Origin of the sequence: Micromonospora sp. WMMA1998 (assembly GCF_027497375.1) — a bacterium.
Classification (GTDB): domain Bacteria; phylum Actinomycetota; class Actinomycetes; order Mycobacteriales; family Micromonosporaceae; genus Micromonospora; species Micromonospora sediminicola.
Window position 1 is genome coordinate 3200210 of sequence record NZ_CP114911.1, and the last position, 20073, is coordinate 3220282.

Genomic DNA, 20073 nt, shown 5'->3' on the forward strand with positions numbered 1-20073 from the left:
CCCCCGGCCGCTACCGTCGGGTAGTGCCCGCGCCCAGCGACGGCAGCCCCGCGGCGCATCCCGACGCCCGGTCCCAGCCGCTGCGCAACCTCTGGCGGCTGCGGCCCTACCTGCGCCCATACGCGCCGGAGTTCGCCTGGCTGCTGGTCGCGGCGCTGGCCGCGACGGCGGCGAGCCTGGCCGTCCCGCTGGTGGTGCAGCGCGTGGTCGACGGGCCGGTGGCCCGGCACGACGAGGCCGGGCTGCTCCGCCTGGGCGGCCTCGCGTTGCTGCTCGGGCTCGCCGAAGCGGTGCTGATCTTCATCCGGCGGTGGACCCAGTCGTCCTCCTCGGTGGGCATGGAGGCGGCCATCCGGGCCGACATCTACGCGCACCTGCAACGGCTGCCGACCAGCTTCCACGACCGCTGGCAGTCCGGCCAGCTGCTCTCCCGGATCACCAGCGACCTCTCGGTCATCCGCCGGTTCCTCTCCTTCGGCCTGCTCTTCCTGGTGCTCAACCTGATCACCTACGCCGCCGTGGTGGTGCTGCTGATCCGGCTGCACCCCTGGCTGGGGCTGCTGGTCGCGGCCAGCGCCGTCCCGTTGTTCCTGATCAGCCGCCGGTTCGCCCGGCACTACCACGCCGCGTCCCGGCGGATGCAGGACCAGCAGGGCGACGTCGCCACCCTGGTCGAGGAGACCGCGCAGGGGCTGCGCACCATGCGGGCGTACGGGCGGGGGCCGGAGCTGGCCGCGCGCTTCGCCGTCGGCGCCCGCCGACTGCACGACACCGGCATCGGCAAGGCCCGCCTGCTGGCCCGCACCTCCGCGTTGTTCGACCTGGTGCCCAACCTGACGCTGGGCGCGGTCCTGGTGGCCGGCGCCGCCGCCGTCGCCGACGGCGCGCTCACCATCGGTGAGCTGGTCGCCTTCGTCAGCCTCCAGCTCATGCTGATCTGGCCGGTGCAGTCGCTGGGCTGGATCATCGCCAACGGGCAGGAGGCCGCCACCGCCGCCGACCGGATCCAGGAGGTCCTCGACACCCCGCCGACCATCGTGGACGGCCCGCACGCCCGAGCGCTGGACCGGGCCGAGGTGCGCGGCCGGCTCCGGTTCGAGCGGGTGGGCTTCCGCTACCCGGGCGCACCCGGGCCGGTGCTGCACGAGCTGGACCTGACCGTCGAGCCGGGCGAGACGCTCGCGCTGGTCGGCGCGACCGGCTGCGGCAAGAGCACCCTGCTGTCGCTGGTCCCCCGCCTGCACGAGGTGACCGACGGCCGGATCACCCTCGACGGGCACGACCTGCGCGACCTGCGACTCGGCGCGCTGCGCCGGCTGGTCGGGGTGGCCTTCGAGGAGCCGACGCTGTTCTCCATGTCGGTCTGGGAGAACCTGACGCTGGGCCGACCCGACGCCGGGGAGGAGGAGGTCCGGGCCGCGCTGGCGCTGGCCCAGGCGGAGTTCGCGTACGAACTGCCGTGGGGGCTGGCCACCCGGGTCGGCGAGCAGGGCCTGTCGCTCTCCGGCGGGCAGCGGCAGCGGCTGGCGCTCGCCCGGGCGGTGCTCGGCCGGCCCGCCCTGCTGGTCCTCGACGACCCGCTGTCCGCGCTCGACGTGCACACCGAGGCGCTGGTCGAGGCGGCACTGCGTCGGGTGCTGCGGGACACCACGGCGTTGCTGGTGGTGCACCGGCCGTCCACGCTGGCGCTGGCCGACCGGGTGGCGCTGCTGGAGGCCGGCCGGATCGTCGCCGTCGGCACCCACTCCGAGCTGCTGGCCCGGGTGCCGGCCTACCGGGCGGTGCTCTCCGCGGAGCCGGATCGAGGACCCGGCGTCGGCCTGGTGCGGTCGTGACCGGCCGCGCCCCGCGGGTCCCCCGGCCCCGGGGCGGGTCGGCCGGCGGCACGTCGGAGGACCCCGGCCTCGATCCGGACGCCGACCTGTCGCGGTGGCGGGGCCGGGCCACCGACCCGGACGCCGACCGCAGCCGGGCCGAGGACTCGTCCCCGGCGGCGGTGACCCGCCTGCGCGCCCGCAGCCGGCTCCTGCTGCGCCACCTGCTCCGCCCGCACCGGCGCCGGCTCGGGCTGGCCGTGTCGCTGCTGCTGGCGCAGAACGCGGCCGCGATGGCCGGGCCGTACCTGGTCATGCTCGGCATCGACCGGGGCATCGGGCCGCTGCGGGCCGGCGATGCCGGGCCGCTGGTCGCGGTGGCCGCCGCGTTCGTCGTCGCCACCGTCACCGAGTACGCGACCCGGCGCGCGTTCCTCGCCCTGGCCGCCCGGATCGGCCAGGCCGTCCTGCTCGACCTCCGCCGCCGGGTTTACGCGCACTTCCTCCGCCTCGACGTCGGTTTCCACGAGCGCTACACGTCCGGCCGGATGGTGTCCCGGCTGACCAGCGACCTGGAGTCGATCGGCGAGCTGGTCGACGGCGGCATCGACAAGCTCGTCATGGCGGTGTTGTCGGTGCTGTCGGTGGCGGGCATCCTGCTCTGGCTGGACCTCCCGCTGGCCGCGGTCACCCTGCTCGCCTTCCCGTTCCTGTTCTGGCTGTCCCGCTGGTTCGCCCGCGCCTCGGCCGGAGCGTACCGGCGCACCCGGGAGGCGGTGGCGCTGGTCATCGTGCACTTCGTCGAGTCGCTGCGCGGGATCCGGGCGGTCCAGGCGTTCCGCCGGGAGCCGCGCAACCAGCGCATCTTCGCCGCGGTCAACGACGACTACCGGCGGGCCAGCCTGCGTGCGTTCCGGCTGATCGCGGTCTACTCGCCGGGCATCCGGCTGATCGGCAACCTCACCGCCGCGGTGGTGCTCGGGTACGGCGGCTGGCGGGTGCTGGGCGGCCGGACCGAGGTCGGCGTGCTCGCCGCGTTCCTGCTCTACCTGCGGCGGTTCTTCGAGCCGATGGAGGAGCTGAGCCAGTTCTACAACGCGCTCCAGTCGGCGACCGCGGCACTGGAGAAGCTGGCCGGCGTGCTGGACGAACGGCCGGCGGTGGCCGAACCGGCGCGCCCGGTGCCGCTGCCCGCCGGCCCGCCGCGCGGCGGCGTGGTCTTCGAGGCGGTCTCCTTCGGCTACCGGCCGGAGACGCCGATCCTGGGCGACCTGGACCTGACCGTGCCGGCCGGGCAGACCGTCGCCCTGATCGGCCCGACCGGCGCCGGCAAGTCCACGGTGGCCAAACTGCTGGCCCGCTTCCACGACCCGGCGGCCGGCGCGGTCCGCCTGGACGGGGTGGACCTGCGCGACCTGGCCGACGCCGAGCTGCGCCGGGCGGTGGTGCTGGTCACCCAGGAGACCCACCTGTTCAGCGGTTCCGTCGCCGAGAACATCAGGTTCGGCCGGCCGGACGCCGACGACGACGCCGTGGTCGCCGCCGCCCGGGCCATCGGCGCGCACGACTTCATCGCCGCCCTGCCCGACGGCTACGCCACCGACGTGCACCGACGGGGTGGCCGGCTCTCCGCCGGGCAGCGGCAGCTCGTCGCGTTCGCGCGGGCGTTCCTGGCCGACCCCCGGGTGCTGATCCTCGACGAGGCCACCTCGTCGCTGGACGTGCCGACGGAACGCCTGGTGCAGCGCGCGTTGCACAGCGTCCTGCGCGACCGCACCGCGCTGGTGATCGCCCACCGGCTCTCCACCGTGGAGACGGCCGACCGGGTGCTCGTGCTCGACGGCGGCGGGATCGTGGAGGACGGCGCGCCGGACCGGCTCGCCGCCGCCGGCGGCCGGTTCGCCGCGCTGCACCGCCAGTGGCGCGACTCGCTGCTCTAGGGACGCGGCCCCTCGGTGCTGGCCTCGGCCCGCAGGTCGCGCCGAATCCGGTCGACCGCCCGACCGAAGCCGAAGAGCAGCACCAGGACCAGGGCGGACACCGCGACCAGCACCGGCACGGTCAGGGCGACCCCCGCGGAGGGGCCGAGTCCCAGGCCCCGGATCACTGTCGGTGCCAGCGCGAGCGCGGACAGCACGGTCGCGGCGGCCCCGAGCGCCAGGATTCCGGCGGTTCGGCCCGGCTCCCGGTCGGCGTCGTCCCCCGGGCCGCTCGCGGCGAGCACCAGGCCGAAGCCGAGCGCCAGGCCGAGCCCGAGCGCCGAGGGCAACGACACGACGAGCGTGCCGGTGCCGGGCAGCTCGGCCTGGACCGTCGGGGCGGCGAGCGGCACCGCCAGCGCGGCCAGGAGCAGGCCGACCGCGTCCCAGGGCAGCAGGGCCGGCCGCAGCCGGGCCAGCGTGGCGCCGGCCACGACCGCCGCCGCCCCGGCCAGCAGGACCAGGTACGCCTGCGACCGTTCCCCGACGAAGCCGAGCCGCAGCCCGAGCAGGAGCAGCGGCCCGGCGGCGAACCCGAGCACCACCCACCGCGCGGCCACCGCCCGGCCGATGCGCCACGCGTAGCCGACCAGGACCAGCCCGGCGACCACCGCGACGGCCACCGGGGAGAAGTAGGCCACCGACTCGACGAACCGCGCCCGGCGGGGGCCGACCAGACCGTCCGGGCTGAGCCGGAACACGTCGACCACCCACCAGCGTGTGACCAGCCCGGCCAGGGTGAGCACGGCCGCGACGGCGGTGGCCACGGCGGCCCCGATCGGCGCCCGTCCGGCGGGCCGTCGGCCAGGCTCGGCGGGTTCGGCGGGTTCGCCGGGTTCGGCGGTAGGCGTGCCGGCGGGACCGGCGGTAGCCGTGCGGGCGGGGCGGCCGGACTCCCGGTGGCTGAGCACCGCGGCGACGACGACGGCCAGCACACTGACCCCGACCTGCGCCGACCAGCCCCGGCCGCCGCTCGCGACGCCGTCGCCCGCCGCCCGGCGGAACAGATCCTCCACGCCCGGACCGACCACCAGACCGGCGGCGAGCGCGGCGGCGACCGGCCAGCGCCGCGCGGGCGCCGAGCGGGCCACCGCCGACAGCGCCCCGCCGAGCGCCAGCCCCGCCCCGGTCGCGGCCACCAGCACGGCCAGCACCTGCTCGGCGGTGGGTGGCTGCTGGGGCACCAGGGCGGCGCCCTGCCGCAGGACCACCTCGCCGGCCAGGTAGTCAAGCGCCAGGCCGGTCAGCGCGACCGGCCAGCCGGGCAACCGGTCGACCACGGCGACGGCGGCCAGGACCACGGCCAGCAGCGCGCCCGCGCCCAGCGCGACGAGCGTGCCGCCCAGCCGCAACGACCCGGTCGGAAAACCCTGGACGAGGTCGGCGAAGCCGGCCTGGCGGGCCACCGCGAGGCCGCGCGTGCCGAAGTACGCCCCGACCGCGACCGCCGCCACCGCGCCGGCCACCGTGGCGGCGGCCGGTGGCGTACGCGTGCTTCCGTCCATCGTGGTGCCTCCCCCGCGTCCGTGGAGGGCAGATGCTGTCACACCCGGGACACCGTCCGCTGTCCCCCGACCACCCGAATGTCGTGGAGCGACCCGGCCCGGCTGCCTACCATCGGCTGATGACCGACACGACGAGGACGGCCCGCGCCGGCGTCCCCGACCGTCCGAGCCTGGACGGCCTCGAGGAGACCTGGGCGCGCCGCTGGCAGTCCGACGGCACGTACGCGTTCGACCGCACGAAGCAGCGGGCGGACGTGTACTCCATCGACACCCCGCCGCCCACCGTGTCGGGCGAGCTGCACATGGGGCACGTCTTCTCCTACACGCACACCGACACGGTGGCCCGGTTCCAGCGGATGCGCGGACGGACGGTCTTCTACCCGATGGGCTGGGACGACAACGGGCTGCCCACCGAGCGCCGGGTGCAGAACGTCTACGGCGTGCGCCCCGACCCGGCGCTGCCGTACGACCCGGACTGGCGCCCGCCGGCCGCGCCGGTGGACGACGCGGCCCGCAAGGACCCGACCGCGATCTCCCGGCGCAACTTCATCGAGCTGTGCGAGCTGCTCACGGTGGAGGACGAGAAGGTCTTCGAGGCGCTGTGGCGGCGGCTCGGGCTGTCCGTGGACTGGTCCCTGACGTACACCACGATCGGGGCGGCGGCCCGGGCGGCCAGCCAGCGGGCGTTCCTGCGCAACCTGGCCCGGGGCGAGGCCTACCAGGCCGAGGCGCCGACGCTCTGGGACGTCGGTTTCGGCACCGCGGTGGCCCAGGCGGAGCTGGAGGACCGGGAGCGGCCGGGCGCGTACCACCGGCTGCGGTTCACCGGCCCGGACGGCCGCGAGGTGCTGATCGACACCACTCGCCCGGAGCTGCTGCCGGCCTGCGTGGCGCTGGTCTGCCACCCCGACGACGAGCGGTACGCGGACCTGGTCGGCGCGTCGGCGCGTACCCCGGTGTTCGGGGTGGAGGTGCCGGTGCGCGCGCACCCGCTGGCGGACCCGGCCAAGGGCACGGGCATCGCGATGGTCTGCACGTTCGGTGACCTGGCGGACGTGACCTGGTGGCGGGAGCTGCGGCTGGACACCCGGGTGGTGATCGGCCGGGACGGGCGGCTGCTGCCGGAGCCGCCGGCCGGCGTGCCGGCGCAGCCCTACGCGGCGCTGGCCGGGCAGACCGTCAACGGCGCCCGGCGGACGCTCGTGGGGCTGCTCGCGGACGCGGGCGACCTGGTCGGCGAGCCGCGCCCGATCACCCACCCGGTCAAGTTCTACGAGCGCGGCGACCGGCCGCTGGAGATCGTCTCGACCCGGCAGTGGTATCTGCGCAACGGCGGCCGCGACGCCGACCTGCGCGAGGAGCTGCTGACCCGCGGACGCGAGCTGCGCTGGGTGCCGGAGCACATGCGGCACCGCTACGAGCACTGGGTGGGTGGCCTCACCGGTGACTGGCTGGTCAGCCGGCAGCGGTTCTTCGGCGTGCCCGTTCCGGTGTGGTACCGGCTCGACGACGCTGGCGAGCCGGACTGGAACCACCCTCTCACACCGGACGAGGCGATGTTGCCGATCGATCCGACGAGCGCGCCGCCGCCCGGCTACGAGGAGGCGCAGCGCGGTCGACCCGGCGGCTTCGTCGGCGACCCGGACGTGCTGGACACCTGGGCCACCTCGTCGCTGACCCCGCAGATCGTGGGCGGGTGGGAGACCGATCCGGACCTGTTCGGTCGGGTCTTCCCGATGGACCTGCGTCCGCAGGGGCACGACATCATCCGGACCTGGCTGTTCGCCACCGTGGTCCGCGCCCACCTGGAGCAGGGTGTGCTGCCCTGGGGGACGGCGGTGCTCTCCGGCTGGATCCTCGACCCGGACCGGAAGAAGATGTCGAAGTCCAAGGGGAACGTGGTCACCCCGATGGCGCTGCTGGAGCAGCACGGCTCCGACGCGGTCCGCTACTGGGCCGCCAACGGCAAGCCGGGCACGGACCTCGCCTTCGACCCGGCCCAGGTCAAGGTGGGCCGCCGGCTGGCCACCAAGCTGCTCAACGCGTCCCGGTTCGCGCTCGGCCTCGGCGCCGCCGACGCGCTGCGGGCCCCGGTGAGCGAGCCGTTGGACACCGCGATGCTCGCCGAACTGTCCGGCGTGGTCGCGACCGCGACCACCGCCTTCGACGGGTACGACCACACCGCCGCCCTGATGGCCACCGAGGCGTTCTTCTGGCGGTTCTGCGACGACTACATCGAGCTGGTGAAGGAGCGCGCCTACGGCACCGGGCCGGCGGCGGACTCGGCCCGGGCGGCGCTGGCGACCGCCCTGTCGGTGCAGTTGCGCCTGTTCGCGCCGGTGCTGCCGTTCGTGACCGAGGAGGTCTGGTCCTGGTGGCGCTACGGCTCGGTGCACCGCGCGCCGTGGCCGACCACGTACGAGGTGGGCCGCGCGATGGCCGCGCCCGGCGACCCGGAGCTGCTGCGGCTGGCCGCCGACGCGCTGGGCCAGGTCCGCCGGGCCAAGTCGGAGCGGAAGCTGTCGATGCGGGCGGAGGTGCCGCTGGCCGAGGCGCTCGGACCGGCGGCCCTGCTGGAGCAGCTCACGACCGTCGCCGACGACCTGCGCGCGGCCGGCCGGATCGCCAAGCTGGACCTGCTGCCCGACCGCACCACCGAACTGGTGGTGGCCTGCGCGTTCTGAGCACGGCCGTGACGAGGCGGCCGTGCTCCGGGCCCGGCCGCCGACGGCACGGCCGGCACCGGCGGGCACGCGACCGGGGCGGCCGGCGCGAAGCCGGCCGCCCCGTCGCGACGGTGGATGCCTAGGCGGCCGCGCAGGTCGCCTTCAGCTTGTCCCGGGCGGCGGTGAGGTCCGCCTTGCTCGGCGCCTTCTTCGGCGCCTTGGCCCAGGTGTCCGCCAGGTCCGACATCTCGGTCGCGACGTCCTTCACCGCGGCGTTGACCTCGTCGCTGCTGGTGAACGCGTGCGTGTAGAGCGTCGCCGCGCCGGCGGAGTATTGCGCGCTCACCGCGGAGTGCCCGGCCGGCGGGCCGATCTTCTCCGCCGAGGCGACCTCCTTGAGCGCGGCCGTGATGTCCTTGTCGGCGGCCGCGCAGGTGGTCCGGGTGGCGGCGTCGAGGCCCGCCGGGGTGGGTGACGCCGAGGGCGCCGAGGGGGTCGCCGGCGCGGACGCGGACGAACCCGCCGGCTCCGCCGCCGTGGTGTCGTCGCCGTCGGTGCAGCCGGACATGACGATCATCGCCACCGCGGCCGGAGCCAGCAGGGCGAGTCGAACTGAACGCAAGGTCTTCTCCCCGTGTCTGATGGTGTCGCCGCCGCAACCTAACAGACCGGGTGGACCCGGACGGGACCCTTTTCCGCCGCCGGGAGGCGTCGGAGCCGGGCCCCGCCCGGGTCTCAGCTGGTCTCGCCGGCGACGCTGAACGAGCGGAGCCGGTCGATCGCCAGCACGGTGAATCCGACCGCCACCAGCGCGGTGAGCACCGCCGCGACCGGCACCGAGACGGTGGTGCCGAGCAGCGGGGTGGGCGCCATCCGGTCGGCCAACGCGATCACCCACTGCTGGATCGAGAGCACCCGGGTGCCGGTGACGAACCGGCCGAGCAGACCCTCCCAGATCAGCACGTAGACCAGGCCGAGCAGCACCGGCCGCCGGGTCACCAGGCTGAGTGCCAGGAACAGCGCCGAGTACGCCAGCGCGCCCGCCGCGGACGCGGCGACCAGGGCCAGCCCGAGGCGTACCGAGCCGGCCAGCACACCCGCGACGTAGATCGGGACGCCCACGGTGACCGCGCTGACCCCGGCAGCGACCAGGAGCTTGGGCAGCACGATCTGCCAGCGGGGCAGCGGCTTGGTGAGGATGTGCACCACGGTGCCGTCGTCGATCTCGGCGCCGAGCACGCCGGTGCCCACGATCAGGGCGACCACCGGCAGCACCACGGCCAGTCCCAGGCCGACCAGCACCGGCGGCCCCCACTGGCCGGGGTCCACGCCGAGCGCCCGGCAGAGCACCGCCAGGCCGATCAGGATCAGCGGCAACGGCAGCAGCATGAGGAACCGGCTCCGGCCGAACAGGCCGCGGGCGGTGATCCAGGTGACTGTCGACATCAGGCCTCCACCAGATACGAGAAGACGCTCTCCAGCGACTCGTCCTCCGGCAGCAGCTGCCGGACCCGGATGCCGTGGCGGAGGGCGATGCGGGGCAGCGCCCGGGTGAACGCGCCGTAGTCACCGGCCTTGACGGTCAGGCCGGTGCGGCCCAGCTCGACGCCGGAGACCGAGACCTCCGCCATCAGCGCCACCGCCAGGGCCCGGTCGTCGGTGGACCGCACCGCGAAGACGTGCGGCCGGTTGGTCATCAACCGCCGGATGGTCCGGTAGTCGCCGGAGGCGGCCAGCCGGCCGGCGACCATCACCTGGACCGTGCCGGAGACCTGCTCGACCTCCTCCAGGATGTGCGAGCTGAACAGGATGGTCCGGCCGTCGTCGCCGAGCCGGTGCAGCAGCGCCATCATGTGCAGCCGCTGCCGGGGGTCCATCCCGTTGAACGGCTCGTCGAGCAACAGCACCTGCGGGTCGTGCACCAGCGCGGCGGCGACCCGGGTGCGCTGCCGCATGCCCTTGGAGTAGGTACCGATCTTCCGGTCCTGCGCGCTTTCCATCTCGACCAGCTCGATCGCCCGCCGGGTCGCCGCCTCCGGGTCGGGCAGCCGGTGCAGCTTCGCGCTGGCCAGCACGAACTCGTACGCGCTGAGGAACGTGTGCACCGCCTCCCGCTCGCTGACCAGCCCGAGTCGCCGGTAGACGCCAGGGTTGCGCCAGGTCGGCTCGCCGTCCAGGGTGACCGAGCCGCGGGACGGGGCGAGAAAGCCGGCCATCATGTGCAGCAGCGTGGTCTTCCCGGCGCCGTTGGGGCCGAGCAGACCGGTCACGCCCGGGCCGAGCCGCATGGTGACGTCGTTGACCGCCACCACGTTGCCGTACCAGCGGGACACGCCGGCCAGGTCGAGGGTGCTGGTCGTGGCGGCGGGCACCGTGGCCGCCGGTTCTGTGCGCAGCGCCGTCATCGGGCGGCCACCTTCCGGTATCGCAGGAGCAGCAGGCTGACGCAGGCGGCGACCAGCAGCACGGCGACGACCGCGTAGACCGGCCCGAAGTCGCCGATCGGCATGCCGCCGCGCCCCTGGGTCAGCCGGTCGCCCAGCGCCCAGTTGCCGACGCCCCCGACCAGGGTCGACGGGGAGGCGAGGAAGGCCAGTTCGTTGACCGTCCGGGAGGGCATGATGGACAGCACGCCGACCACCGGCGCGGTCATCAGGAACACCGCCACGATGCCGCCGGCGGCGAAGGCGCGCTTGCCGGTGAGCGAGGCGACGAGCAGGCCGATGGAGGCGAAGACCACCGCCCACAGCCCGGCGTAGAGCAGGCCCGGCAGCAGGTCGAGCAGCTCGTCCCAGACCCCGCGCAGGCCCCGCGAGGTGGTGAACGCGGCGCCGAGGAACATCACCAGCTGCGGGCCGCCGAGCAGCAGCCAGAGCGCGGTGCCCAGGGCCAGCAGTTTGGCCAGCGCGTAGTCGCCGCGCGGCAGCGGCCGGGAGAAGTAGAGCGGCAGCACGCCGCTGCGCAGGTCGCGGGAGACCAGCTCGGGGGCGGCCACCGCGACGAAGAAGATGACCAGCCAGCTCATCGCGTCGGCGAACTGGGCGTACGTCATCACCACCTCGCCGATCTGGCTGCGTACCGCGGTCAACCCGGCGGCCACCACGGTGACCACGGCGACCACCAGCCAGGGGAAGATCTTCGCCTTGGCGCTGCGGCCCAGCCCGAAGACGGTCCGCACGCCGTGGCCGTAGAGCGCGCCGAACACCTGCCGGCGGCCCAGCCGGGGACCGGTGTAGCGCTGGTAGCCGATGTCGTGGATGACTCCGGTCGCGTCAGACATGGCTGGGCTCCCTCGGGGCGAAGAGCTCGGCCACCCGGTGCCGCCGCTGGTCCAGCCGGTGCAGCGGCAGGTCCAGCTCGGCGACCGCGCCGAGGATCAGGTCGTAGGTGTCGTCGTCGGCGAGCGGGACGAGCAGCAGCCGCCCGTCGCGGGACACCGGCAGGTCGAGCGCGGTGAGCCGGGCGGCCAGCTCCTCCGTACCCTCGCTCACCTCGACGGCGAGCACGTCGGTGGCGGTGGTCATGGCGGCGACGCGGTCGGCGCGCAGCAGCCGCCCGCCGTCGATGGCGACGAGCGTGTCGCAGATCCGCTCCACCTCGCCGAGCAGGTGCGAGCAGACCACCACGGAGATGCCGAACTCGGTGCCGATCCGGTGGACCAGCGCGAGCATCGCGTCCCGGCCGGCCGGGTCGAGGCCGTTGGTGGGCTCGTCGAGCAGCAGCAGGTCGGGGTCGTGCACCAGGGCCTGGGCGAGCTTGACCCGCTGCTTCATGCCGGTGGAGTAACCGCCGACGGCCCGGTGCCGCTCCTCGTGCAGGCCGACGTGGCGCAGCGCCTCGGAGGCGCGTTCCCGGGCCACCGTGCGCGGCAGCCCGCTCATCCGGCCGAGGTGGGTGACCAGCTCGGCGGCGGAGAGGTCGGGCGGGAGCGCGTCGTGCTCGGGCATGTAGCCGACCCGGGCGCGGACCGCGGCCGGGTCGGTGGTGGGGTCGAGGCCGAGCACCTGCACCCGGCCGCTGGTCGGCGGGAGCAGACCCAGCAGGATCTTGATCAGGGTGGACTTGCCGGCGCCGTTCGCGCCCACCAGCCCGATGATCCCCGGCTCGACCGACACGGTGAGGTCGGCCAACGCGGTGACCCGGCCTCCGTACGTCTTGGTCAGCGACTCGGTCGCGAGCAGTGTCACGCCGCCCAGCCTAGGAAGTGCGTGCCGGTCGGGGCACCGGGAAACGCTCGGGGTTGCCCCTGATTCCGCCCCGACACCGTCGGTAAGGCTTCCGTAAGCGCCCGGACCGGTGACCGCGCGGCCCGGCGCCGGGAGACTCGACGCATGCCGATCCGCCTCCTGCGCGCCCCGCTGACCTGGGTCGTCCTCGCCGTCCTCGCCGTCGGGGCGGCCACCGCCCTCTACTGGTTCCAGCCGTGGAAGCTGGTCACCGACACCGAGGTGCACGAGGAACTGGTGGCGGTGCCCACGGCCACGCCGGCGTCCACGCCCGCCTCGACGCCCGCGCCCGCCTCGACGCCCACGCCGGCCGGCCCGGTGCTGGTCGGCAGCGGTGCGTTCGTCAGCCACGAGCACGAGACCCGGGGCACCGCACGGATCGTCCGGACCGTGGACGGGCGACACCGATTGGAACTGGTCGGGCTGAACACCTCCAACGGTCCGGATCTTCAGGTCTGGCTGACCGACCAGCCGGTTCGGACCGGTCCGTCCGGCTGGCACGTGTTCGACGACGGCCGGCACGTGGCGCTCGGACCGCTCAAGGGAAACCGGGGCGACCAGGCGTACGCGATCCCCGCCGGCACCGATCTCACCGGGCTGACCAGCGTCTCGATCTGGTGCGAGCGGTTCGCCGTGTCGTTCGGCGCGGCGGCGTTGGCCGCCTCCGGCTGAGCCGCGGCGACACCCGGTCGACGGCCGGGTGGCCGGGAGGTGGAGTGGCGCTCTCGACCGATCGCCGGTCGGCTGCGAAACTGTGTGCCGGCCGGTGAGTTGGGGGTTCGATGAGCAACGGGTGGGTCCTGCCCGAGGATGTTCTGCGGGATGCGCCGTCGTACGCGCCGAGACCCGCTGAGCTGGCCGATCTCGAGTTACTGCTGACCGGGGCGTACACGCCGCTGACCGGTTTCATGACCCGGGCCGACCTGGCGTCGCTGGGCCGGCGCGGCCGGCTCGCCGACGGCACGCCCTGGCCGGTGCCGGTGACGCTCCAGGTGCCGGCGGCGCTCGCCGACGGGCTCGACCTGGCCGACCCGGCCCGGCGGGCGCTGGTGCTCACCGACGGCGAGGGGGCCCCGGTGGCGGCCATGGACGTGGTCGACGCCTGGCCGGTCCGCGAGGGCACGGTCGGCGTGGGCGGCGCGGTCCGCCGGTTGGGTGACGGCGGCCACGGGCCGTTCCAGCGCCTGCGGCGCAGTCCGGACGAGATACGCGGCCTGCTGCCGCCGGGTCGGGTGCTCGGCGTCTTCGCCGACCGCCCGCTGCACCGCCCGCAGCTGGCCCAGATCGCGCACGCGGCCCGCACGCTGGGGGCGCACCTGCTGGTGCTGATCCCGGTGGGCGAGGAGACGACCGGCGGCCTGCCGGCCGAGGCGCTGGTGCGCACCGTGTTCGCCGCCCGCGACCGGATGCCGCCGGCGACCCTGGTGGCGGTCCCGCTGGCGCGGCGGCGCGACGAGATCAGCGACGCGCTGCTGCGGGCCCGGGTGGCCGCCGCCTACGGGGTGACCCACCTGCTCTCCACCGAGGGCATGCTCTCCGGCGCCGGCCTGCGGGTGTTGGTGCCGCGCGAGCTGGCGTACGACAACCGGGACGGGCAGTGGCGCTGGCGGGAGGACATCCCGCCGCGCAACCGGCGGCTGGCGCTCGGCCAGCACGAGATCGACGACCTGCTGGACCGGGGCTTCCCGCTGCCCGAGTGGCACACGCCGCCGGCCGTGGCCCGGGAGCTGGCCCGGGCCCGTCCGCCCCGGCGGCACCGCGGGCTGGTGATCTTCCTGACCGGTCTCTCCGGCTCGGGCAAGTCGACGATCGCCCGCGGGCTGGCCGACGCGCTGCGGGAGCAGGGCGACCGGACCATCACGCTGCTCGACGGCGACGTGGTGCGGCGGGAGCTCTCGGCCGGGTTGGGCTTCAGCAAGGCCGACCGGGACCTGAACGTGCGCCGGATCGGCTGGGTGGCCGCCGAGATCGCCCGGCACCGGGGGGTCGGCATCTGCTGCCCGATCGCGCCGTACGCGGCCGCCCGGGCGACCGCCCGCGAGATGGCCCAGGCGGCCGGGGCGGGCTTCCTCCTGGTCCACGTGGCCACCCCGCTGGCGGTCTGCGAGCAGCGCGATCGCAAGGGCCTCTACGCCCGCGCCCGGGCCGGCCTGATCACCGGGATGACCGGCATCGACGACCCGTACGAGGAGCCGACCGACGCCGACCTGGCGGTGGACACCTCGGACCTGACCGTCGAGGAGGCGGTCCAGCGGGTGATGGAGCACCTCACCGAGACCGGCTGGGTGGAGCCACGCCTCCAGCCCGCCTGACCGCCGGCCGCGTCTCCCCCGTCAGGCGCCTTCCGACCGCCGTCGTCCCGCCCGGAACGGCGGCGGTCTCGCATCCGCCCCGCCCGCACGCTAGTGTTCGTTATTGTTGAAATACGTTCGACCGCGTGAGCGCGCATCGTCGCGTGCCCGGTCGCGAGGCTCGGGAGGTGACCAGGGATGCTGGCGCGGCAACGACAGACCACCATCCTGGAACGGGTCCGCGCCGCCGGCGGCGTCCGGGTCACCGAGCTGGCCGCCGAGTTCGGCGTCTCCGACATGACCATCCGGCGGGACCTGGAGACGCTGCACGAGCAGGGCCTGCTCGCCAAGGTGCACGGCGGCGCGACGCTGGCCGGACCCGGCTCCACCGACGAGCCCGGCTTCTCCGCCAAGTCGGTCCGCCAGTCCGCCGAGAAGGCGGCGATCGCCGACCACGCCGCCCGGCTGGTCCGCCCCGGCGCCGCGATCGCGCTCTCCGCCGGCACCACCACCGCCGAGCTGGCCCGCCGCCTGGTGGACGTGCCCGGGCTCACCGTGGTCACCAACTCGCTGCCGGTGGCCGAGATCCTGCACGTCGGTGGTCGCCCGGACCAGACCGTGGTGCTCACCGGCGGCGTGCGCACGCCGTCCGACGCGCTGGTCGGCCCGCTGGCCGTGGCCGCCATCGCCGCGCTCCACCTGGACCTGCTCTTCCTCGGCGTGCACGGGATCAGCGAGCGGGCCGGGTTCACCACGCCCAACCTGATGGAGGCGGACACGAACCGGGCGCTGGTGGCCGCCGCCGACCGGCTGGTGGTGCTCGCCGACCACACCAAGTGGGGCACGGTCGGCATCTCCTCGATCGTCGGCCTGGACGCGGCGGACGTGCTGGTGACCGACGACCGGTTGGCACCCGAGGCACGACGGGTACTCGAGGACAGGGTCGGTGAGCTGGTGACGGCGCCGGCGACGAAGGGGGCGGAGTGAAGCGGACGCAGATCGAACTGGCCGACGGCCGGGAGCTGATCTACTTCGACGAGCGGGACGACGCGGTGCGGGACCAGCCGGACCGACGGGACCTGCCCCCGCCACCGCCGGCCTCGCAGCTGCGGTACGACCCGCTGACCGACGAGTGGGTGGCGGTGGCGGTGCACCGGCAGACCCGCACGTTCCTGCCCCCGGCGGACCAGTGCCCGCTCTGCCCGTCCCGGGGCGACCGGCACAGCGAGATCCCGGCGCCCGACTACGACGTGGTGGTCTTCGAGAACCGGTTCCCGTCGCTGAGCCAGCGGGTGGCCGACGAGCCGGCCGAGATCACCCCGTTCACCCCGGTCCGCCCCGGGCGCGGCAGGTGCGAGGTGGTCTGCTTCACCGACGACCACAACGCCTCGTTCGCCCGGCTCTCCCCCCGGCGGGTGCGGACCGTGCTGGACGCGCTGGCCGACCGCACCACCGCGCTGAGCGCGCTGCCCGGCGTGGAGCAGGTCTTCCCGTTCGAAAACCGGGGCGTGGAGATCGGGGTGACGCTGCACCACCCGCACGGCCAGATCTACGCGTACCCGTTCGTCACGCCGCGCACCCGCACCATGCTGGCCGCCGCCCGGCGGCACGCCGACCGCACCGGCGCCAACCTCTACGCCGACGTGCTGGCCGCCGAGCGGGCCGCCGGCGAACGCGTGGTGACGAGCAACGAGCACTGGACCGCGTACGTGCCGGCGGCGGCGCGCTGGCCGTTCGAGGTACACGTGGCCCCGAACCGGCCGGTGCCGGACATCCCGACCCTCGACGACGCCGAGCGGGACGCCTTCGGGCCGCTCTACCTGGATCTGCTGCGCCGCTTCGACGGGCTCTTCGACCTGCCGATGCCCTACATCGCCGCCTGGCACCAGGCGCCGGTGCGGATCGACCGGGAGCTGGGCCACCTGCACCTGCAGCTGTTCAGCATCCGGCGGGCTAAGGACAAGCTGAAGTACCTGGCCGGCTCGGAGTCCGGCATGGGCGTGTTCATCAACGACATCGCCCCGGAACGCGCCGCCCAACTCCTCCGCGCCGCGTGAAAGGAAGGGCCCCTTATTAACGCCTGCGGTAGAGGAAGGGCCCCTTCTTAACCACCGGCGCGAGACATGAGGACGCGGGGGGCCCGGGACAGGACCCCCCGCAGGGAAGGGACGGCTGGCTGCGCTCAGCAGCCACGAAGGTCGGCTGGTCGGCGCGCGACCGCGGCCGACCTTCCCGGACGCGACTGGCATCTCGTCCACCAGGGTCAACGAGGTCGCACCGACCGAAGTCACGCAGGTCGGGTGTCGCCGGGCCGACGCGCCTGGCCCTGAGGTGTTAAGAAGGGCCCCTTCTACAACGCCAGGCGTTAAGAAGGGGCCCTTCCTTGCACGTCAGGCGGAGAGCTTGCGGGCCAGGTTCTCGTCGAGCGCGTTCATGAACTCGTCGGTGGTCAGCCACGGGGCGTCCCGCGAGATGAGCAGCGCGAGGTCCTTGGTCATCTGACCGCCCTCGACGGTCTCCACGATGACCTGCTCCAGCGTGTTGGCGAACTCGGTGACCGCCGGGGTGCCGTCCAGCTTGCCCCGGTGGGCCAGGCCCCGGGTCCAGGCGTAGATCGAGGCGATCGGGTTGGTCGAGGTCTTCTCGCCCTTCTGGTACTGCCGGTAGTGCCGGGTGACCGTGCCGTGGGCGGCCTCGGCCTCGACGGTGCGGCCGTCCGGGGAGAGCAGCACCGAGGTCATCAGGCCGAGCGAGCCGAAGCCCTGCGCGACGGTGTCGGACTGCACGTCGCCGTCGTAGTTCTTGCACGCCCAGACGTACCCGCCCTCCCACTTGAGCGCGGCGGCGACCATGTCGTCGATGAGCCGGTGCTCGTAGGTCAGGCCGGCGGCGTCGAACTCGGCCTTGAACTCGCTCTCGAACACCTCGGCGAAGATGTCCTTGAACCGGCCGTCGTACGCCTTGAGGATGGTGTTCTTGGTCGACATGTAGACCGGGTAGTTGCGGTCCAGGCCGTACCGGAACGAGGCGCGGGCGAAGTCCCGGATCGACTCGTCGTAGTTGTACATGCCCATGGCGATGCCGCCGCCCGGGAAGTTGGCGACCTCCATCTCCATCGGCGCGCCGCCGTCGGCCGGCGTGTAGGTGATGGTGACCTTGCCCGGGCCGGGGACGACGAAGTCGGTGGCCTTGTACTGGTCGCCGTGCGCGTGCCGGCCGATGATGATCGGCTTGGTCCAGCCCGGGACGAGCCGCGGCACGTTCGACATGATGATCGGCTCGCGGAAGACCACGCCGCCGAGGATGTTGCGGATGGTGCCGTTCGGCGACCGCCACATCTTCTTCAGGCCGAACTCCTCCACCCGGGCCTCGTCCGGGGTGATGGTGGCGCACTTGACGCCGACGCCGTGCTCCTTGATGGCGTTGGCGGCGTCGACGGTCACCTGGTCGTCGGTGGCGTCACGGTGCTGGATCGACAGGTCGTAGTAGTGCAGGTCGACGTCGAGGTAGGGCAGGATCAGCTGCTCCCGGATCTGCTTCCAGATGATCCGGGTCATCTCGTCGCCGTCGATCTCCACGACCGGGTTGTTTACCTTGATCTTCGCCATCGGCCGGCGCTCCTCTCGGGGGACACGTGCTCAAGCAGTACGAGCGTACTGCAAACTGACCGGGGCGCCCCAGCCGGCCTCACCCCGGGAAACGGGATCGCCCGGAACGGGTCGCGATGGCATCCTTCCCGGATGCCGCTGACGCACACGGTCGGGTCTATCACGGTCACCGCACTGCTCGACGGCGCGGGTCCCTTCTTCCAGCCCCGCGAGGAGGCGTTCCCGGGCGCCACCGACGCCCAGTGGCGCGAGGCGGACCGGCGGGACCCGGGCGCCGTCGGCCCGGACGGCGGCTGGTGGCTGCCGTTCCGCGCGTTCGCGCTGCGCGCCGGGGACGGCCCGGTCACCCTGGTCGACGCCGGCATCGGCCCGGCGGACGCGCTCGCCGCGAGCTGGGCGCCGGTGCCGGGCCGGCTGCCCGCCGAGCTGACCGCCGCCGGCATCGACCCGGCGGACGTGCGCACGGTCGTGCTCACCCACCTGCACAGCGACCACGTCGGCTGGGCCGGTCCGCTCTTCGGAAACGCGGACCATCTGGTCCAGCGCGCGGAGCTGGACGCGCTGGAGCTGTTCCACCCGGACCTGCCGGCCCGGCTACTGGGGCCGTTGCGCGCCGCCGGCCGGCTGCGGGTGCTCGACGGCGAGACCCGACTGACCCCCGGGGTACGCGTGCTGAGCACGCCCGGCCACACCCCCGGCCACCAGTCGGTGCTGGTGGAGCACGGCGACGACCGTCTCCTGGTCACCGGCGACCTGCTGGTGCACTCGATCCAGCTGGTCGACCCGTCCCTTCCCTACGCCCACGAGGAGGACCCGCCCAGGGCGCGCGCCTCCCGCGAGTCCACCCTGCGCACCCTCTCCCCCGTCCTTCTGGCCACCCCCCACCTCCCCACGCCCTTCACCCCCCACCCCGCCGGCGGGTGGGGTGGACAGGGGGAAGGGGCGGTCGGCGGATGCCGGCCGCCCCTTCCGGGGTGATGCTCGGGTCACATGGAGGCGACGTCGCCCTGCTTGGCGCGGACGGCCTCGGCGGCCTCCTTGAGGGCGGCCAGCTCGTCGGCGTCCAGGTCGGTCTCGACGACCCGCTTCACACCCTCGGCGCCGATCTCCGCCTCGACACCCAGGTAGACGCCGGCGATGCCGTACTCGCCGTCGACCCAGGCGCAGACCGGCATGACCTCGCCGGAGTCCTCGGCCACGGCCTTCGCCATCCGGGCCGCGGCGGCGGACGGCGCGTAGTAGGCCGAACCGGTCTTGAGCAGCGCGACGACCTCGGCGCCACCGTTGCGGGTCTTGACGACCAGCTCCTCGATCTGCTCGGCCGGCATGACGTCGCGCAGCGGCTTGCCGTTCACCGTGCTCTTGGACGGGACCGGGACCATGGTGTCGCCGTGCGAGCCCAGGGTCAGGGTCCGCACCGACTTCACCGGTACGCTCAGCGCCTCGGCGACGAAGTTGGTGAACCGGGCGGTGTCCAGCATGCCGGCCTGGCCGAGCACCCGGTTCTTCGGGAACTGGGTGGCGAGCTGGGCCAGCGCGGTCATCTCGTCGAGCGGGTTCGACACCACGATGACGACGGCGTTGGGGGCGTACTTGGCGACGTTCTCGGCCACCTGCCGGACGATCTTGGCGTTGGTCTCCAGCAGGTCCATCCGGCTCATGCCCGGCTTGCGCGGCAGGCCGGCGGTGATGACGACGACGTCCGAGCCCTCGATGGCCTCGTAGCCCTCGCCGTTCGGGCCGGTGGTGACGCCGACGACAGTGGTCTCGAAGCCTTCGACCGCGCGGGACTGGTTGAGGTCGAGCGCGAGACCAGCCGGCTTGCCCTCCACGATGTCGGTGATCACGACGGTGTCGAAGACGTCGTATTCGGCCAGGCGCTGTGCGGTGGTCGAGCCGTAGAAGCCGGCGCCGACGACAGTGACCTTCTTACCCATGGTCGTCCCACTCCCTGATACCAGTCGGTTTTCCGGACCGTATCAGC

Annotated in this window: 16 protein-coding genes; 8 read left to right on the plus strand and 8 right to left on the minus strand. The window is 74.1% G+C overall.

What is annotated here, in order from left to right; translation table 11 throughout:
- The first annotated feature begins 23 nt into the window (after positions 1-23).
- Complete coding sequence (locus O7600_RS14270; RefSeq protein ID WP_281594015.1) at positions 24-1835, plus strand: ABC transporter ATP-binding protein; 1812 nt, start codon at positions 24-26, stop codon at positions 1833-1835.
- A gap of 86 nt (positions 1836-1921) precedes the next feature.
- Positions 1922-3754, plus strand: a complete 1833-nt coding sequence (locus O7600_RS14275) for an ABC transporter ATP-binding protein (RefSeq protein WP_281594161.1) — start codon at positions 1922-1924, stop codon at positions 3752-3754.
- Here O7600_RS14275 and O7600_RS14280 read toward each other — a convergent pair.
- A complete protein-coding gene (locus O7600_RS14280; RefSeq protein WP_281594016.1) occupies positions 3751-5298 on the minus strand; it encodes a hypothetical protein in 1548 nt (515 codons plus the stop codon). The genes O7600_RS14275 and O7600_RS14280 overlap by 4 nt on opposite strands.
- A 119-nt stretch (positions 5299-5417) precedes the next feature.
- Between O7600_RS14280 and valS the strand changes: the two genes are divergently transcribed.
- Positions 5418-7982, plus strand: a complete 2565-nt coding sequence (valS, locus tag O7600_RS14285) for a valine--tRNA ligase (RefSeq protein ID WP_281594017.1) — start codon at positions 5418-5420, stop codon at positions 7980-7982.
- 121 nt (positions 7983-8103) lie between these two features.
- Here valS and O7600_RS14290 read toward each other — a convergent pair whose 3' ends face one another.
- The 5 genes from O7600_RS14290 to O7600_RS14310 form a co-directional block, all read right to left on the minus strand.
- Positions 8104-8586 carry a hypothetical protein gene (locus tag O7600_RS14290; protein ID WP_281594018.1) on the minus strand — a complete coding sequence of 161 codons (483 nt, stop codon included), beginning with the start codon at positions 8584-8586 and terminating at the stop codon, positions 8104-8106.
- A gap of 113 nt (positions 8587-8699) precedes the next feature.
- A complete protein-coding gene (locus tag O7600_RS14295) occupies positions 8700-9410 on the minus strand; it encodes an ABC transporter permease (protein ID WP_281594019.1) in 711 nt (236 codons plus the stop codon).
- The gene (locus O7600_RS14300) at positions 9410-10369 is read right to left on the minus strand and encodes an ABC transporter ATP-binding protein (RefSeq protein ID WP_281594020.1); all 960 of its coding nucleotides are present in this window, start codon (positions 10367-10369) and stop codon (positions 9410-9412) included. The genes O7600_RS14295 and O7600_RS14300 overlap by 1 nt, the downstream gene beginning before the upstream one ends.
- A complete protein-coding gene (locus tag O7600_RS14305; RefSeq protein WP_091570539.1) occupies positions 10366-11244 on the minus strand; it encodes an ABC transporter permease in 879 nt (292 codons plus the stop codon). Before O7600_RS14305 ends, O7600_RS14300 begins: the two co-directional genes overlap by 4 nt.
- On the minus strand, positions 11237-12151 hold the full coding sequence (locus tag O7600_RS14310) for an ABC transporter ATP-binding protein (protein WP_091570534.1): 915 nt from the start codon (positions 12149-12151) through the stop codon (positions 11237-11239). The genes O7600_RS14305 and O7600_RS14310 overlap by 8 nt, the downstream gene beginning before the upstream one ends.
- Before the next feature lie 144 nt (positions 12152-12295).
- On the opposite strand from O7600_RS14310, the gene O7600_RS14315 reads away from it, so the two are divergent.
- The 4 genes from O7600_RS14315 to galT all read left to right on the plus strand — a co-directional run bounded on the left by O7600_RS14315 (position 12296) and on the right by galT (position 16538).
- The gene (locus O7600_RS14315; protein WP_281594021.1) at positions 12296-12862 is read left to right on the plus strand and encodes a DM13 domain-containing protein; all 567 of its coding nucleotides are present in this window, start codon (positions 12296-12298) and stop codon (positions 12860-12862) included.
- A 110-nt stretch (positions 12863-12972) separates the two neighbouring features.
- Positions 12973-14502, plus strand: a complete 1530-nt coding sequence (gene cysC, locus O7600_RS14320; protein WP_281594022.1) for an adenylyl-sulfate kinase — start codon at positions 12973-12975, stop codon at positions 14500-14502.
- 177 nt (positions 14503-14679) lie between these two features.
- Positions 14680-15468, plus strand: coding sequence for a DeoR/GlpR family DNA-binding transcription regulator (locus O7600_RS14325; protein WP_281594023.1), 789 nt, complete (start codon positions 14680-14682; stop codon positions 15466-15468).
- Complete coding sequence (gene galT / locus O7600_RS14330) at positions 15465-16538, plus strand: galactose-1-phosphate uridylyltransferase (RefSeq protein WP_281594024.1); 1074 nt, start codon at positions 15465-15467, stop codon at positions 16536-16538. Before O7600_RS14325 ends, galT begins: the two co-directional genes overlap by 4 nt.
- A 333-nt stretch (positions 16539-16871) precedes the next feature.
- Here the strand turns inward: galT and O7600_RS14335 are convergent, their stop codons facing one another.
- Positions 16872-18089: an NADP-dependent isocitrate dehydrogenase gene (locus O7600_RS14335; protein WP_281594025.1), complete on the minus strand. Its 1218-nt coding sequence runs from the start codon at positions 18087-18089 to the stop codon at positions 16872-16874.
- Between the two features lie 132 nt (positions 18090-18221).
- On the opposite strand from O7600_RS14335, the gene O7600_RS14340 reads away from it, so the two are divergent.
- Positions 18222-19067 (plus strand): MBL fold metallo-hydrolase, encoded by an 846-nt coding sequence (locus O7600_RS14340; RefSeq protein WP_281594026.1) that lies wholly within the window; start codon positions 18222-18224, stop codon positions 19065-19067.
- Positions 19068-19075: 8 nt separating this feature from the next.
- Here the strand turns inward: O7600_RS14340 and O7600_RS14345 are convergent, their stop codons facing one another.
- The gene (locus O7600_RS14345) at positions 19076-20026 is read right to left on the minus strand and encodes a malate dehydrogenase (RefSeq protein ID WP_281594027.1); all 951 of its coding nucleotides are present in this window, start codon (positions 20024-20026) and stop codon (positions 19076-19078) included.
- Between the last annotated feature and the right edge of the window lie 47 nt (positions 20027-20073).

Excerpts from the sequence above, each read along its gene's own strand:
- O7600_RS14315 (WP_281594021.1), top strand. The coding sequence starts at position 12,296 with ATGCCGATCCGCCTCCTGCGCGCCCCGCTGACCTGGGTCGTCCTCGCC.
- O7600_RS14280 (WP_281594016.1), bottom strand. The coding sequence starts at position 5,298 with ATGGACGGAAGCACGCGTACGCCACCGGCCGCCGCCACGGTGGCCGGC.
- valS (WP_281594017.1), top strand. The coding sequence starts at position 5,418 with ATGACCGACACGACGAGGACGGCCCGCGCCGGCGTCCCCGACCGTCCG.
- O7600_RS14305 (WP_091570539.1), bottom strand. The coding sequence starts at position 11,244 with ATGTCTGACGCGACCGGAGTCATCCACGACATCGGCTACCAGCGCTAC.
- cysC (WP_281594022.1), top strand. The coding sequence starts at position 12,973 with ATGAGCAACGGGTGGGTCCTGCCCGAGGATGTTCTGCGGGATGCGCCG.
- O7600_RS14340 (WP_281594026.1), top strand. The coding sequence starts at position 18,222 with ATGCCGCTGACGCACACGGTCGGGTCTATCACGGTCACCGCACTGCTC.
- O7600_RS14295 (WP_281594019.1), bottom strand. The coding sequence starts at position 9,410 with ATGTCGACAGTCACCTGGATCACCGCCCGCGGCCTGTTCGGCCGGAGC.
- O7600_RS14300 (WP_281594020.1), bottom strand. The coding sequence starts at position 10,369 with ATGACGGCGCTGCGCACAGAACCGGCGGCCACGGTGCCCGCCGCCACG.
- O7600_RS14325 (WP_281594023.1), top strand. The coding sequence starts at position 14,680 with ATGCTGGCGCGGCAACGACAGACCACCATCCTGGAACGGGTCCGCGCC.
- O7600_RS14335 (WP_281594025.1), bottom strand. The coding sequence starts at position 18,089 with ATGGCGAAGATCAAGGTAAACAACCCGGTCGTGGAGATCGACGGCGAC.
- O7600_RS14345 (WP_281594027.1), bottom strand. The coding sequence starts at position 20,026 with ATGGGTAAGAAGGTCACTGTCGTCGGCGCCGGCTTCTACGGCTCGACC.